This window comes from Micromonospora sp. NPDC051925, assembly GCF_044548625.1.
GTDB lineage: Bacteria > Actinomycetota > Actinomycetes > Mycobacteriales > Micromonosporaceae > Micromonospora.
The window spans coordinates 121,170-135,745 of record NZ_JBIUCH010000015.1 but is presented as its reverse complement, the minus strand read 5'-3'; the positions used below and the strand labels follow the sequence as shown (position 1 = coordinate 135,745).

The following is a 14,576-nucleotide window of genomic DNA, read 5'->3' as shown; positions in this document are numbered from 1 at the left end:
GGCGGACGCACGATGGCAGGCCGCACGGTGAGCGGACGCGCGATGAACGGTCGCCCGCTGAGCGGTCGCGCGGTGGGCGTACCCCGGTGGTGGCACCGGCGGCAGGCGGTCGGCACCGGCCCACGGTCGGGTCGCTGGCAGGTGGTGACGGTCGGGGTGCCGGCGGCGGAGCTGCTGCCCGACGGGCGGTGGCCGGAGCCGCTGCGGCCCCTCGCCGGTGCGGTGGAGCTGTACCTGCGGCCGGCCCCCGGCGGGCGGGGCACCGAGCTGGCGGTCCGGCCGCTCGGCGGAGTGGCCACCCTGCCCGGGATGGCCGCCCACCTGGTCGGGGACGACCCCGACGGCTACCTGCGGCAGGTGTTGCGCACGGTCCGGCAGCTCGCCGAGACCGGTGAGGTGCTGCGCGCCGACCGGCCGGCCGTCGAGCGGTCCGCTGTCGACCGTCCGGTGGTGCCCGGATGAGGGCGCTGTGCTGGGAGGGCGTCGACCGGCTCGCGGTACGCCAGGTGCCCGACCCGGAGCTGCGCAACGCCCACGACATGATCGTGCGGGTCCGGCGCAGCGCCACCTGCGGGGCCGACCTGCCGTTGCTCGCCGGGCGACTGCCGGGCCTCGCCGCCGGGGACGTGCTCGGGCACGAGTTCCTCGGCGAGGTGGCCGAGGTCGGCCCGGCGGTACGCCGACACCGCGTCGGTGACCGGGTGGTGGTCTGCGCCACCGTGGCCTGCGGAAACTGCTGGTACTGCCGGCAGGGGCTTTACTCCTGCTGCGACAACGGCGCGACCACGGGGGCGGTCACCGAGGCGGCCTGGGGGCAGCCCACCGGCGGCTGCTTCGGCCATCCCGGGACGACGGGCGGATTCGCCGGCAGCCACGCCGAGTACGTCCGGGTGCCGTACGCCGACGTCGGGGCGTTCACCGTGCCCGACCCGGTCAGCGACGACCGGGCGGTCTTCGCCTCGGACGCCGCCCCGGCCGGGTGGATGGGCGCCGAGCTGGGTGCGGTCCGCCCCGGTGACGTGGTCGCGGTCTGGGGCGCGGGAGCGGTGGGGCAGCTCACCGCGCAGGCGGCGACGGTGCTCGGCGCGGACCGGGTGATCGTGATCGACCGGTATCCGGAGCGGCTGCGGATGGCCGAGCGGCACACCGGTGCCGAGACGCTGCACTACGAGCACACCGACGTCCCGGCCGAGTTGCGGGAACGCAGCGGCGGGCGGGGCCCCGACGTCTGCGTGGAGGCGGTCGGGGTGGCCGACGGTGGTGGCCAGCCGGTCTCGCTCGCCGACCGGTTCACCGGCCGGGGTGGCCCGGCCGAGGACCCGCTGGCGGTCCGGGAGGCGGTGCACTCCTGCCGCAAGGGTGGCACGGTCTTCGTCTCGGGCACCTTCACCGGCTTCGTGGACTCGTTTCCGCTGGGCGCGGTGATGAACAAGGGGCTCACCCTGCGCAGCGCCCGGCAGCACGGCCAGCGGTGGATTCCGGCGCTGCTGGACCGGATGGCCCGCGACGAGCTGCGTACCGAGCACCTGGCGACGCACCGGCTCGGCCTGGACCAGGGGCCGACCGGGTACGCGCTGTTCCGGGACCGGGCCGACGGCTGCGTCCGGGCGGTCTTCACACCACACGGGTGAGGATCGTCCGGGCAGGTGGCACACTCGGCGGATGCCCCGCGAGCGCCCGTACGACATCGTCCTGTTCGGTGCGACCGGCTTCACCGGCGGGCTGACCGCCGAGTACCTGGCCCGGCACGCCCCGGCGGGGTTGCGCTGGGCGCTGGCCGGGCGCAACCCCGCGAAGCTTGCGGCGGTCCGGGACCGGCTGGTCGGCATCGATCCAGCCCTGGCCGAGCTGCCACTGCTCACCGCCGACGTCACCGACGCCGGGTCGCTGCGCACGGTGGCGGAGGGCACCCGGGTGCTCGCCACCACGGTCGGGCCGTACGTGCGCCACGGGGAACCGTTGGTCGCCGCGTGTGCCGCCGCCGGCACCGACTACCTCGACATCACCGGTGAACCGGAGTTCGTGGACCTGATGTACGTGCGGCACCACGCCGAGGCGGTACGCACCGACGCCCGGTTGGTGCACGCCTGCGGCTTCGACTCGATCCCGCACGACCTGGGGGTCTGGTACACGGTCAAGCAACTGCCGTCGGACGGGCCGATCAGCGTGGACGGGTTCGTCCGGGCCGGGGGGAAGTTCTCCGCCGGGACGTACCACTCGGCGCTCACCGCGTTCTCCCGGACCGGGGAGGCGAGGCGGGTGGCGCAGGCCCGCCGGGCGGTCGAGCCCCGACCGCCCGGACGCCGGGTCCGTGCGGTGCCCGGCAAGGTGGGCCGGTCGGCGGCGATCGGCATGTGGGCGGTGCCGCTGCCCACCATCGACCCGCAGGTGGTCCGCCGGTCCGCCGCCGCCCGCCCGGAGTACGGCCCGGACTTCCGCTACCGGCACTTCGCCGCGGTACGGCGGCTGCCGACGGTGTTGCTCGCCGGGGTGGGGATGGCCGGACTGGTCGGGCTGGTGAAACTCCCGCCGACCCGGCGCTGGCTGCTCGGCCGGCTCGCCTCCGGGCAGGGCCCGAGCGCACCGCAGCGGGCGAGGTCGTGGTTCCGGGTGCGGTTCGTCGGCGAGGGCGGGGGGCGCACGGTCCGTACCGAGGTCTCCGGCGGCGATCCCGGCTACGACGAGACCGCCAAGATGCTCGCCGAGTCGGCCCTCTGCCTGGCGTACGACGAGCTTCCCGCCACGTCCGGGCAGGTCACTCCGGTGACGGCGATGGGCGACGCGCTGCTGGACCGGCTGGTGCGGGCCGGCATGACGTTCCGGGTGCTGACGGCAGAGAGCTGACCGGTGGCGGTGGTCGTCGGCGGTCGACCCCGACGGCTTGACCCTCGACCTGGTTGAGGCGACAGCATCATGGGCGTGGAGAGCGAGTTGCGGAGTATCGGCGAGCTGGCCCGGGCCAGCGGCCTGACGGTCAGCGCGCTGCGGTTCTACGACCGGTGCGGGGTGCTGACCCCGGCGCTGGTCGACCCGGTGAACGGCTACCGCTGGTACACCGACGCGCAGGTGACGCCGGCCCGGCTGGTGGCCGGCCTGCGCCGGGTCGGCATGCCGCTGGCCGAGATCGCCGCCGCGCTGCGGCTGCGCGACGATCCGGCGCAGGTCGGGCGGTTGCTCGACGCGCACCTGCGCCGGTTGGAGGACGGTCTCGCCGACGCCCGCCGCGAACTCTCCCGGGTCCGCACCCTGATCGATCCCGAGGAGTATCCGATGACCACCCGAATCGTCCTGTCCCGTGCCGCCCTGGCCGCCGCCGTCGACGCCGTCCGGTTCGCCGTCGGCAGCGACCCCGAACTGCCGGTGCTCGCCGGTGTGCTGCTGGACGTGGAGCCCGACGGCGTGCGACTGGTCGCGACCGACCGGTACCGGATGGCGCTGGCCCGAGCCGGCGGCCGGGTGGACGGCCCGACGGTCCGGGCGCTGCTGCCGGCGGCGGCCGTCGACGAGATCAGGGCGCTGCTCGACACCGCCGCCGAGGCGACCACGGAGGCGCACCTGACCATCACCGAGGGCCAGGTCAGCGTCGTCGTCGACGGTGTCGAGGCCACCTCGACGATCCTGCCGTACGAGTTCGCCGACTACCGCCGGCTGCTGCGCCGGCCGGCCGGCGCACCGGCCCGGCAGGTCCCGGTCGACGCGGCGACGCTGCGCGCCGCGTTGCGGGCCAACACCCCCACGGTGACCCGGGAGCACGAGGGTGTGTCGCTGCCGGTGACCGTGCTCGGGGTGGACGACCGCAACGGGTTGCGCCTGGTCGACGCGGCCGAGCTGGCCGGCGTGGACCCGGCCGGTCTGCTGGTCGGGGTGAACGTGGACTTCCTGCTCGACGCGCTGGACGCCGCCGGTGGCCCGCAACTGGTGTTGGAACTCGACGGCCCGATCGCCCCGCTGGCCGTACGCCGCCCCGACGACGAGGACACCTTCTCGATCCTGATGCCGATCCGCCTCTGACCCTGCGGAGGTCGAAGCGGAGCAGCCGTTTGGTCTGCATCGACCTCTGCCAGCGGACAACGACACCCACCATACGATCACGCACAGTGATATCCCCGCTCCCCCCACCTACCCTCCTGCGCGCACTTTGCTCTGCTGCCACGGAAGCGACCGCGACGCCGGGTGACCGTCGCGCCGACGGCAGCAGAGCAAAGGGGCGGGTGGGGGGTGTTGGGGGTGACGGGGCGGCAGAGGAGTTGTGCTGTTCAGGAGCGGTGCGGCGACGGAGTCCGTCGGGGACGCGGTCGGGGGGCGTCCATGGCGATCACCGAGGGTGACGGAGAAGGTCGATGTCGCCGTGTCACCGTGGGTCACGCAGTGATGGCGACGTCCTCCGTCGGATGGGACAGGGTCCCTCCGGCGACGGCGGCCAACAGCCAGCAGCCAGCGGCCAGGACGGGCCGCCACCGGGAGGCGGCGGCCCGGGCACGGCAGCCAGCCCAGGCAGGCAACAACAGGAGGGCAACAAGCAGCCAGCCCAGGAAGGCAACAAGAAGGGGCGGCTCGGACGCGGCAGCCAGCCCGGTAGCATCTGGAGGTCCCACCCCGACCGCCTGGACGGAGCGTACGGAGCAGCATGCTCGACATGGAGTTGATCCGGAAGGATCGCGAGGCGGTGGCGACCGCGCTGGCGAAGCGACTGGATCCCGCCGAGGTCAATCGGGTCCTGGACGACATCCAGCGGCTCGACCAGGAGCGCCGCGCCCTGATCACGGAGATCGACGCCGAGCGGCAGCGCCGCAAGGCCGAGGCCCGGGCGTACGCGCAGGCGATGCGGGCCGGCACGACGCCGGAGTCCGTCGCGCCGGAGGCCGAGCGCAAGCAGCTCGCCGAGCTGGAGTCCCAGCTGGACGAGGTGCAGTCCCGGCTGCGCGGCACGATGAGCGAGCTGCCCAACCTGCCCGCCGACGACGTGCTCCCCGGCGGCAAGGAGGCCAACCGGGTGGTGAAGACCTTCGGCGCGCCACCGGTCATCGAGAAGATCCGCGACCACGTGGAGCTGAGCCGCGCGCTCGGTCTGGTCGACCATGAGCGGGGCGTCAAGCTCGGTGGGTCCGGCTTCTGGATGTACACCGGCCTCGGCGCCCGGCTGGAGTGGGCGCTGATCAACTGGTTCATCGACGAGCACGTGCGGGCCGGTTACGAGTTCCTGCTCCCGCCGCACCTGCTGCTCGACACCGCCGGCTTCGCCGCCGGCCAGTTCCCCAAGTTCTACGACGACGTCTACCACCTGGACCGGGAGTCCGCCCCGCGCGGGCAGTTCCTGCTGCCCACCTCGGAGACGGCCATCCTCGGGGCGTACCAGGACGAGATCCTGGAGACGTCGAAGCTGCCGCTGAAGGCGTTCGCGTACACCCCCTGCTACCGGCGGGAGGCGGCCGGCTCGCACTCCGACGAGCGCGGCACCGTCCGGGGGCACCAGTTCAACAAGGTGGAGATCTTCCAGTTCACCCTGCCCGAGCAGGCCGACGCGGCGTTGGAGGAGATGCTCGCCCACGCCGAGAGCCTGGTCGAGAAGCTGGGCCTGCACTACCAGCGCAGCCTGCTCTCCGCCGGTGACGCCAGCGCGTCGATGAAGAAGACCCTCGACATCGAGGTGTGGATGCCGAGCACCGGCAAGTACAAGGAGGTGTCGTCGGTCTCCTGGGCCGGTGACTACCAGGCCCGCCGGGCGGCCATCCGCTACCGCGAGCCGGGTGGCAAGCAGACCCGCTTCGTGCACACCCTCAACGGCTCGGCGCTGGCCACCAGCCGGCTCTTCCCGGCCATCCTGGAGCAGTTCCAGCAGCCCGACGGCTCGGTGCTGGTGCCCGAGGTGCTCCGCGACCGGCTCGGCACCGACCGGCTCACCCCGCGGCGCTGACCCGCCGACTACCGACAGGAGGGCGGCGGCGACCGGGACCTACCGGCTGCCGCCGCCCACCGCACCGGCCGCACCACGCCGGGCCGGGCCGGGCCGGCCGCACCACACCGGGCTGGCCGCAGAGCAAGCGCCGGCCGTGCCCTCGGTCCGGCATCGGCCGCCGCGCTACGCCTGCTCGGGGTCGTCCGCGCGGGTCCGGAACCGGTGCCGCAGCGCCGCCACCGCGAGCAGTCCGACCAGCAGCGCGGCGAGCACCAGCGGACCGGCCGTGTCCAGGGTCGCCACCAGGGTCCGCTGGACCCGGGCCGCGCCGAGGACCACCGGGTCACCGAAGGCATCGTGCCGGCCCTGGGCGAGCCGGACCTCGTACCAGCCGTACCAGGCGACGTAGCCGCCGGCGACGAGCAGCACCAGGCCGCTGAGCCGGGGCACCCAGGCACCGGCACCGCGCAACCCGGCCACCACCCGGCCGCGCAGCAGCGCCACGCCGAGCGCCGCCACCGCCACCACCAGACCCATCCCGATCGCGTACGCGACGAAGAGCGCCAGCCCGCGCAGGGTCGAGCCGGCCTGGAGGCTGGTCACCACGATCGCCAGGAACGGCGCGATCGAGCAGCTCAGTGACGCCAGCGCGTACGCCATCCCGAACAGCGCCATGGACGGCAGCGAGCGGGTCAGTCGGGGGGCGCGGGCCGACGGACGCGGGGTGGGCAGCCGGCGGCCGGCGAGCAGCCAGCAGCCGAGCGCCAACAGGCCCAGCCCCAGCATCACGGTCGACCACGGCAGCCGGGGGCGCAGCCAGTCGGCCAGGGGTGCGACGGCCAGCCCGAAGGCACCGAACACCACGACGTACCCGCAGGTCAGGCCGGCCGCCGCGGTGAGTGCCCGGCCGATCGCGCCGCGGCCGTCCGCCGGCCCGGCGACCAGCAGCGACAGGTACGCCGGCAGCATCGCGAAACCGCACGGGTTGACCGCGCCGAGCATCCCGGCGGTCAACGCGAGCAGCAGCGGGCCGGTCATCAGCCGGCCAGCGCGGCGACCCGGCGGGTCAGGTCCTCACCGTCGAGGAAGCCCTGGTGCACGACCTTCCCGTCCCGATCGATGATCACGAAGGTGCTCTGCTCGACGATCTCGAAGCGCCGCCACAGCGCGCCGGCCCGGTCGTCGAGCTGCGGGGTGCCGGCGAGCTCGAACTCGGTGACGAAGCTGCGCATCGCCTTCTGCTCACCGAGGCCGGCCACCCCGACGATCGGCACGGTGTCCCGGTACTTCGGGGCGATCTCGGCCACCGTCCACGCCTGGCTGGCGCAGGTGGCGCACCACGGCGCCCAGAACCAGAGCACCACCGGGCGGCCGGCCAGGTCGGCGGCGGAGAACGCCGTACCGTCGAGGGTTCTGGCGGTGAAGCGCAGCGCGTCGGGCACCGGGGCGGATGCGCCGCTCGTCGTGGGGATGCCGGTCGGGGTCGGCGCGGCGGCCGACGGCGACCCGGTGGCGATCGGGACGGCGACCTCGGCGGCCGGTTGCCCCGGCGTCGGCCCGACGGCGCACGCCGAGGCGGCCAGCAGGGTGCCGGCCAACGTGGCGGCGAGCCGGGCGGCCGGTCGACCACCCGGCCGGTTCCTGGGGTACGACGACCGCATCCGGGTCTCCTCTCGGTGGTGCTGCTACTCGGCCTCGACCAGCCGCAGCGCGAGTTCGGGGCAGACCTTGACCGCCTTCATCGCGCCTTCCTTCAGCCAGGTCGGCACGGGGGTGGACGGGAAGGCGGGGTAGCCGTTGCCGTCGAGCCGGATGAAGTCGGGTACGACGTGGGCGCAGAGCCCGTGCCCGTCGCAGCGGGACCAGTCCAGGGTGAGCTTCCTGGGGTTGGCGTCGGGGGCACCCGGCAGCCCCATCACGCCCTTGACCCGTTTGCCGCAGCCCTCGCCGGTGGTGTGTTGCCGCAGGTCGTCGGCGAACACCTCCATCGCGGAGAGCGCGAAGCGGGACGTACCGTCGGGGTGGCTGCACGCGCCACGGCCCTTCACGTCGCCGGCGGCGGCCCGGACGACCTCCACCGGCGCGCTGCCGGAGACCGCCAGGTCGACGGCGCGGGCCAGGTCGGGCAGGCCCCGCTTGCACGGCCCGCACTGGCCGGCGGACTCCCCGGCCAGGTAGCGGACCACCTGTGCGGCCTCGCCGAGCGGGCAGGTGTCCCGGCCGAGCGGGACGATGATGCCGGCGCCGAGGGTACCGCCGACGCTGGTCAGGCTCTTACGGGTGACCTCGGCCCGCTGCGCCGCCTCCCAGGTGATCCAGCGGCCGTGGTAGCCGCCCATCAGGATGCCCGGCCCCTCCGGCACCTCGCAGAGTTCCAGGATGTCCCGCAGCGGGGTACCGGCGGCGCACTCCACCACGGCCGCGCGCTTGGCCTGGCCGGTCACGGTGAGCAGCACGGTGCCCGGCTCGTCGTCGGTGCCGAGCGCGGCGTACTCGTACGGGCCGAGTCGGGCGGCGATGGCCACCTGGGAGTACGTCTCGGCGTTGGAGAGCAGGGTGGGCAGGTTACGGACGCCCGAGTCGCTGGACCGCTTCTTGGTGCCCGGTGGGATGTGCGGTAGCCCGTTGATGCCGTTGACCAGCGCGCCACCCTCGCCGGAGATGAACCGGTGCGGCACGGTCACGATGGTGGTGGGCACCGGCATCCGGCGCTCGGCGAGGGCCTCGGTGAGCGATTCCCGGCCGATCAGGTCGTCGGCCACGCAGAGCACGATCTCCTCGGCGTCCAGGGCGTACGCGGCCAGCGCGGCACCGTCGAGGATCAGGTGCGGGGCCCGGGTGAGCAGCACCTTGTCCTTCCAACTGGCCGGCTCCCCCTCGGTGGCGTTGACCACCACCACGGCGGGCAGGTCCTGCCGCTCGCAGGACTCCAGCACCGCCTTGAACTTGCGGAAGAACGGGAAGCCCGCCCCGCCCTTGCCCTTGAGCTGGATGGCCTCGGCCAACCGGAGCAGGTTGGCCGGTTCCATCGGACCGATCGGGCCGTGCACCATCTCGTGTGCCATCAGGTCGAGCCGACCGAACTCGGCGAAGCCGGCGGTGAGCCGGGGTTCGCCGATGCAGGCGACCGGCGGGACCTTCGTCCGCATCACTTGGCCTCACCGCGCAGCCCGGCCCAGTACGCCCCGTCCACGGCGTCCGCGTTGGCCTTGCCCTTGCGTCGGCTCCGGCCGTCGCCGGTGGCCTTACGGGCTCGACGGGACGCCAGGTCGACCAGGGTCGGGGTGTCGTCGACGGGGATGTCGTCGGCGACGTAGCGGGCCGGTGGACGCCAGTAGTCCGGCTCCTCCGGCACGTCGTCGGTGACGCTGTGCCGGCCGGAGCCGCTGCGCGGGGCGGCGGAGATCGGCTCGGCCGAGACGGGCCGGCGGGACTCCTCCCAGCGGCTCGGGCTGTCCCACGGCTCCTCGGGCTCCTCGGTGCGCCGCCGGGGCGGTGCCGAGTAGCGGGCGGCCAGGTCGTCGTCGTCACGTCGGGCCCGCCGGCCGGTGGAGACGGGGGCGACGTCCTCCTCGTAGCGGGACCGACGGCTGCCGGAGACGGGAGCCACGTCCTCCTCGTAGCGGGACCGACGGCTGCCGGAGACGGGAGCGACGTCCTCCTCGTACCGCGACCGACGACTGCCGGAGACCGGGGCCACGTCCTCGTCGCGGCGGCGGCTGCCGGAGACCGGAGCCATGTCCTCCTCGTACCGGGACCGACGGCTGCCCGACACCGGGGCCACATCCTCCTCGTACCGCGACCGACGGCCACCGGAGACCGGGGCCACGTCCTCGTCGCGTTCGACGGTCCGCTGGCGGGCGGCCGGTTCGAGGTCGCGTTCGCGGCGGCGGGGGGCCGGCTCCGCCTCCTGGGTACGACCCCGGCCGCCCCGGACCGGTTCGCGCAGGGTGCCCGGCTCGGGCACCACCGGCACGGTGAACCGCTCGGGGTCGCGACGCCGGGCGCTGCCGGTCGGCGCGTTCCAGGACGAGGCCAGGGTGGCCTCGGCCCAGCTGGTCCGGCTGTCCCTGGTCTCCTCCTCCTTCTTGCGGCCGAGCCCGCTGAGCAGCGTCCGGCCCTTGCCCTCGTCGGTCGTCTTGGCCGTCATCGCCTTGTTCAGCGCGGCGGCCTGCTGCTGCTCACGGGTGCGCTTGCCGAGGTAGACCGACAGCCGCACCATCAGCGCCACCACCACCAGCAGTACGCAGGCCAGGTAGCTGAGCACCACCCAGGACTTGGCGGCGCGACCGGCGTTGAGGCCGTGGAACAGGGCGAACGGCCAGGAAAGGTACGCCAGGGAGTGCAGGCTGCGCCAGAACCACTTGGGGCCGACGCCGGCGAAGCGGACCCGGACGATGCCGGTCCAGAACACGCTCACCATGAGGAACGCGGCCACCGTGCCGAGTCCGACGTAGAGCCCGCTGCCGCCGATGAACGGGACCACGGCGTCGGTGGGCCCGGCCCGGCCGATGGCGATCTTGGTGATGACGTGGAACACCAGGCCGGCGACGCCCAGGACACCGGTGGCCCGGTGGGCGGACTGGAGCAGCACCCGGTGTCGGATCATGAGGACCAGCCGGTCGGTGGCGAGCAGGCCCATCATCACGGTGAGGCTGAGCGCCACCAGGGCGACCACCCCGGCGAAGAACTCGGTGAAGAAGAAGCCGTACGCGTACATCGCCGTGCCGTTGCCGGTCATCTCGACGCCGGCCCAGAGCAGGCCCAGCGCGGACGCCACCATCAGTGCCATCGCGGATTTCGACACGGTCCGGACACCACGGCTACTGGTGGAGGTCCGGACGGTCGCGGCCTTCTCGTTCTGCTTTGCCCGGGCCATCTGCTCCTCGATCGTCTAACGGCGGCGCCACCACCGGCCGACCTTGCTCCCACCTCCAGTACGGACCTCCGGCGCGTACGGATCAGTGCGGGTGCCGAAAATTCTCGACGGATTGTCGAACCGCCCCGGTCCGGGGCGCGTGTAGCACCCAGCGCAACGACAGCCGTCCATCCGTTGACAGGCTCTGCAACACACTTGTAACCTTTCCGAAAATTTCAGTCGGTGCTGCAAGAAGCCGACAGGCCAAGCCCTCCCCCGCTCCACCACCGCCCACGCGAACCGCGGCCACCATCCCCCGACCCCAGGAGTACCGATGCATCGACGTCGATGCCACTCGGCGATCCTCGCCCTCGGCGCGCTCGCCAGCCTGCTCGCACCCATCGCCGTGGCGGCACCCCCGGCCGCCGCCGCACCCGCCGGCACCAGGAACGTCATCGCCAACCTCTTCGAGTGGAACTGGCCCTCGGTGGCCAACGAGTGCCGCACCGTGCTCGGCCCGAAGGGCTACGGCTACGTCCAGGTCTCCCCACCACAGGAACACGTCGCCGGCAACCAGTGGTGGGTGGCGTACCAACCGGTCAGCTATCGGATCGAGTCGCGCAAGGGCACCCGCGCGCAGTTCCAGTCCATGGTGAACGCCTGCCACACGGCCGGGGTCAAGGTGATCGTCGATGCGGTGATCAACCACATGTCCGGCCAGAGCAACGGCGGCACCGGCTGGGCCGGCTCGTCGTACGGGCACTACGACTACCCGGGCATCTACCAGACCCAGGACTTCCACCACTGCGGGCGCAACGGCGGCGACGACATCGCCAACTACAACGACCGGTACGAGGTGCAGAACTGCGAACTGGTCAACCTGTCCGACCTGAAGACCGAGTCGGACTACGTCCGGTCCACGATCGCCGGGTACCTCAACGACCTGCTGTCGCTGGGCGTGGACGGGTTCCGCCTCGATGCCAGCAAGCACATGCCGGCCGCCGACATCGCCGCCATCAAGGGCAAGCTGTCCCGCTCGGCGTACCTGGTGCAGGAGGTCATCTACGGCGCGGGCGAGCCGATCGGGCCGACCGAGTACACCGGCAACGGCGACGTGCACGAGTTCCGGTACGGCAAGGATCTCGCCCGGATGTTCACCAGCGAGCGACTGGCCTACCTGCGCAACTTCGGCGAGGCGTGGGGCTACCTGCCCGGCGGCTCGGCGGCGGTCTTCGTGGACAACCACGACACCCAGCGCGAGGGCGGGGTGCTGACGTACCAGGACGGGGGCACGTACGCGCTGGCGAACGCCTTCATGCTGGCCTGGCCGTACGGCTCGCCGACGGTGATGTCGAGTTACACCTTCAGCAACAAGGACGCCGGTCCGCCGTCGGACGCCGGCAACAAGACCCGCGACACCACCTGCTACTCGGGCTGGGAGTGCGAGCACCGCTGGCGGGTCGTGCAGAACATGGTCGGCTTCCACAACGCCACCCAGGGCGCGGCCGTCGCCAACTGGTACGACAACGGCTACCAGCACATCGCGTTCAGCCGGGCCGGCAAGGGCTACCTGACCATCAACGACGAGGACTCGACGGCCAGCGGCCGGTCGTACTACGCGGGGCTGCCCGCCGGTCGGTACTGCGACGTGATCCACGGCGACTTCGCCAGCGGCTCGTGCAGCGGGCCGGTGATCACCGTCGACTCGACGGGGTGGTTCGCGGCGAACGTCCCCGCGCACGACGCGGTCGCCATCCACGTCGACGCCAGGCTGTCCTGACCGTTCCCCTCGGGCTCCCGCCTGACCGTTCCCCTCGGGCTCCCGGCCGGGCGATTCACGCCGGCCGGGGGCCCACAGCAATTAGAGTATTTTGGTGCTCTTTGACCGATTGATCGACCGCTGGGGCCGCGGGCCACTCGCCGCCGCCATCGGCGTACCGGCCCTGTTGGTGCTGGCCCTGCTGGTCAGCGCGGCGCTGGGGCACAACACGCCCCCGCCGGCCCACCGGGCCGCCGAGCCACCCGCCGCCATCGCCCCGGCCGAGGACGAGACGGTGCCGCCCGCCGCGCCGGCCCCCGCCGGGCTGCCGGTGGTCGACTACGACCCGGCGCCTGCCGGCTTCCCGGCCGACCCCCGCCCGCTCGACGTCACCCCGCTGACCGAAGGGCTCACCCCGACCCGGAACATCGCCGCGTACGACGCGCCGGGCGGACGCCCCCTGGCCCTGCTCGCCCCGACCATCAGCGGTGTCGAGCTGACCATGCCGGTGGTCGAGCGCCGTACCGGCTGGACTGCGGTCCTGCTGCCCTCGGCGAGCCGCCGACTCGCCTGGCTGCCCGAGGGCGGCTGGACACCGGTCGCCCTGCGGGACCAGATCGTGGTGCAGCGGCAGACCCACCAGCTCACCTGGTACCGCCACGGCAACCCGATGCACACCTGGCCGGTCAGCCTCGGCATGCCCGGCCAGGAGACCCCCCTCGGCCGGACCTTCGTCCTCGGCACCACGCCCCCACCCGAGCCGGTCTACGGCGGGGTGAACATCTTCGCCCTCGGCGCCGTCCCCGACGACCCGGACGCGGTGCCCACCGGCCTCAAGGGCGCACACATCGGCCTGCACACCTGGCAGGACGACGACACCCTCGGCGAGGACGTCACCAACGGCTGCATCCGACTGACCCGCACCGCCCAGCAGACCCTCCTCGACGAGATCCGACCCGGCACCGAACTGGTAGTAGTCGACACCCTCCCCACCCCCTAAGAACCGCCCACCCCCACCCCCACCCCACCCACCCCCTGCGTCGATCTTGGAGTTGTGGTGGTGACGGAACCGCTCTAATCCCCCGATAACAGGCACCACAAGTCCAAGATCGCGCGGCGGTGGGGGGGCCGGGAGGGAGCGGGGGCATTGGGGGGTGGGGGGTGGGTATGCGGTGGGGGTTGGGGTGGTGAGGGCGGGGGGAGGATTGCGATGGGGGACGGTTTGGGTGGGCGGGTTGACACGGTCGTGTTCGTGCACGGGCTGTGGATGACTCCGCGTAGTTGGGAGGGGTGGGCCGAGCGGTACGCGGCACGCGGGTTCCGGGTGCTCGCCCCGGCCTGGCCGGGCTTCGACCGGGAGGTGACGGCGCTGCGCGCCGACCCGGGCACCATCGCGGGGACGACGCTGCGTCAGGTGATCGACCACTACGCGGCGGTGATCCGCGACCTGCCGAGCCCACCGATCGTGATCGGCCACTCGTTCGGCGGACTGGTCGCCCAGGTGCTGGCCGACCGACGTCTCGGCGCGGCCACCGTGGCGGTCGCACCCGCCCCGGTCAAGGGGGTGCTCCGGTTGCCGATCAGCACGCTGCGGGCGGCGTACCCGGTGCTGCGCAGCCCGGTCAACCGGCACCGGGGGGTGCAGATCAGCCCGGACGAGTTCCGGTACGCCTTCGGCAACACCCTCCAGCCGGACGACTCCGACCGGGCCTGGCGGCGGTACGCCGTGCCCGCCGCCGGGCATGTGCTCTTCGAGGGGGCATTCGCCAACCTCGACCCGCACTCCGCCGCGGCCGTCGACACCGGCCGGGACGACCGTCCACCGCTGCTGCTGATCGCCGGTGGCGAGGACCACGTGTCCCCGCCGTCGCTGGTGAAGGCGAACGCCGGGCTCTATCAGAAGTCGCGGGCGGTGACCGCGTACCACGAGTTCCCCGGCCGCTCCCACTTCACCGTGGGTGAGCCGGGCTGGGAGGCGGTGGCCGACTACGCCCTGGACTGGGCGGTGCGGATGACGCAGGCCCCGGCGACGGCGGGCAAGCCGACCCACCACTGAACCATAC

At 73.2% G+C, this 14,576-nt stretch carries 12 protein-coding genes; 8 read left to right on the top strand and 4 right to left on the bottom strand.

Annotated elements, in window-relative coordinates; all coding sequences use genetic code 11:
* The first annotated feature begins 42 nt into the window (after positions 1-42).
* The 5 genes from ACIG87_RS21275 (at position 43) to serS (ending at position 5,914) form a co-directional block, all read left to right on the top strand.
* Complete coding sequence (locus ACIG87_RS21275; RefSeq protein WP_396852583.1) at positions 43-462, top strand: hypothetical protein; 420 nt, start codon at positions 43-45, stop codon at positions 460-462.
* The gene (locus ACIG87_RS21270) at positions 459-1,631 is read left to right on the top strand and encodes a zinc-dependent alcohol dehydrogenase (protein ID WP_396852581.1); all 1,173 of its coding nucleotides are present in this window, start codon (positions 459-461) and stop codon (positions 1,629-1,631) included. The genes ACIG87_RS21275 and ACIG87_RS21270 overlap by 4 nt, the downstream gene beginning before the upstream one ends.
* Before the next feature lie 31 nt (positions 1,632-1,662).
* The gene (locus tag ACIG87_RS21265) at positions 1,663-2,844 is read left to right on the top strand and encodes a saccharopine dehydrogenase family protein (RefSeq protein ID WP_396852579.1); all 1,182 of its coding nucleotides are present in this window, start codon (positions 1,663-1,665) and stop codon (positions 2,842-2,844) included.
* An 87-nt stretch (positions 2,845-2,931) separates the two neighbouring features.
* Positions 2,932-4,011: a MerR family transcriptional regulator gene (locus ACIG87_RS21260; RefSeq protein WP_396852654.1), complete on the top strand. Its 1,080-nt coding sequence runs from the start codon at positions 2,932-2,934 to the stop codon at positions 4,009-4,011.
* 616 nt (positions 4,012-4,627) lie between these two features.
* A complete protein-coding gene (gene serS, locus ACIG87_RS21255; RefSeq protein ID WP_396852577.1) occupies positions 4,628-5,914 on the top strand; it encodes a serine--tRNA ligase in 1,287 nt (428 codons plus the stop codon).
* Positions 5,915-6,079: 165 nt separating this feature from the next.
* Here serS and ACIG87_RS21250 read toward each other — a convergent pair whose 3' ends face one another.
* The 4 genes from ACIG87_RS21250 to ACIG87_RS21235 are packed head-to-tail and all read right to left on the bottom strand — an operon-like array spanning position 6,080 to position 10,688.
* Positions 6,080-6,934: a cytochrome c biogenesis CcdA family protein gene (locus tag ACIG87_RS21250; protein ID WP_396852576.1), complete on the bottom strand. Its 855-nt coding sequence runs from the start codon at positions 6,932-6,934 to the stop codon at positions 6,080-6,082.
* Positions 6,934-7,557: a redoxin domain-containing protein gene (locus tag ACIG87_RS21245; protein ID WP_396852574.1), complete on the bottom strand. Its 624-nt coding sequence runs from the start codon at positions 7,555-7,557 to the stop codon at positions 6,934-6,936. Before ACIG87_RS21245 ends, ACIG87_RS21250 begins: the two co-directional genes overlap by 1 nt.
* A gap of 24 nt (positions 7,558-7,581) precedes the next feature.
* Positions 7,582-9,048, bottom strand: coding sequence for an NADH-ubiquinone oxidoreductase-F iron-sulfur binding region domain-containing protein (locus ACIG87_RS21240; protein WP_396852573.1), 1,467 nt, complete (start codon positions 9,046-9,048; stop codon positions 7,582-7,584).
* A complete protein-coding gene (locus tag ACIG87_RS21235; protein WP_396852572.1) occupies positions 9,045-10,688 on the bottom strand; it encodes a hypothetical protein in 1,644 nt (547 codons plus the stop codon). Before ACIG87_RS21235 ends, ACIG87_RS21240 begins: the two co-directional genes overlap by 4 nt.
* A 400-nt stretch (positions 10,689-11,088) precedes the next feature.
* Between ACIG87_RS21235 and ACIG87_RS21230 the strand changes: the two genes are divergently transcribed.
* The 3 genes from ACIG87_RS21230 to ACIG87_RS21220 all read left to right on the top strand — a co-directional run bounded on the left by ACIG87_RS21230 (position 11,089) and on the right by ACIG87_RS21220 (position 14,569).
* Entirely contained in the window at positions 11,089-12,534 is a 1,446-nt protein-coding gene (locus ACIG87_RS21230; RefSeq protein ID WP_396852570.1) for an alpha-amylase family protein, read from the top strand.
* Between the two features lie 94 nt (positions 12,535-12,628).
* On the top strand, positions 12,629-13,513 hold the full coding sequence (locus ACIG87_RS21225; RefSeq protein WP_396852569.1) for a L,D-transpeptidase: 885 nt from the start codon (positions 12,629-12,631) through the stop codon (positions 13,511-13,513).
* A gap of 210 nt (positions 13,514-13,723) precedes the next feature.
* Entirely contained in the window at positions 13,724-14,569 is an 846-nt protein-coding gene (locus ACIG87_RS21220; RefSeq protein ID WP_396852567.1) for an alpha/beta hydrolase, read from the top strand.
* Positions 14,570-14,576 lie beyond the last annotated feature (7 nt).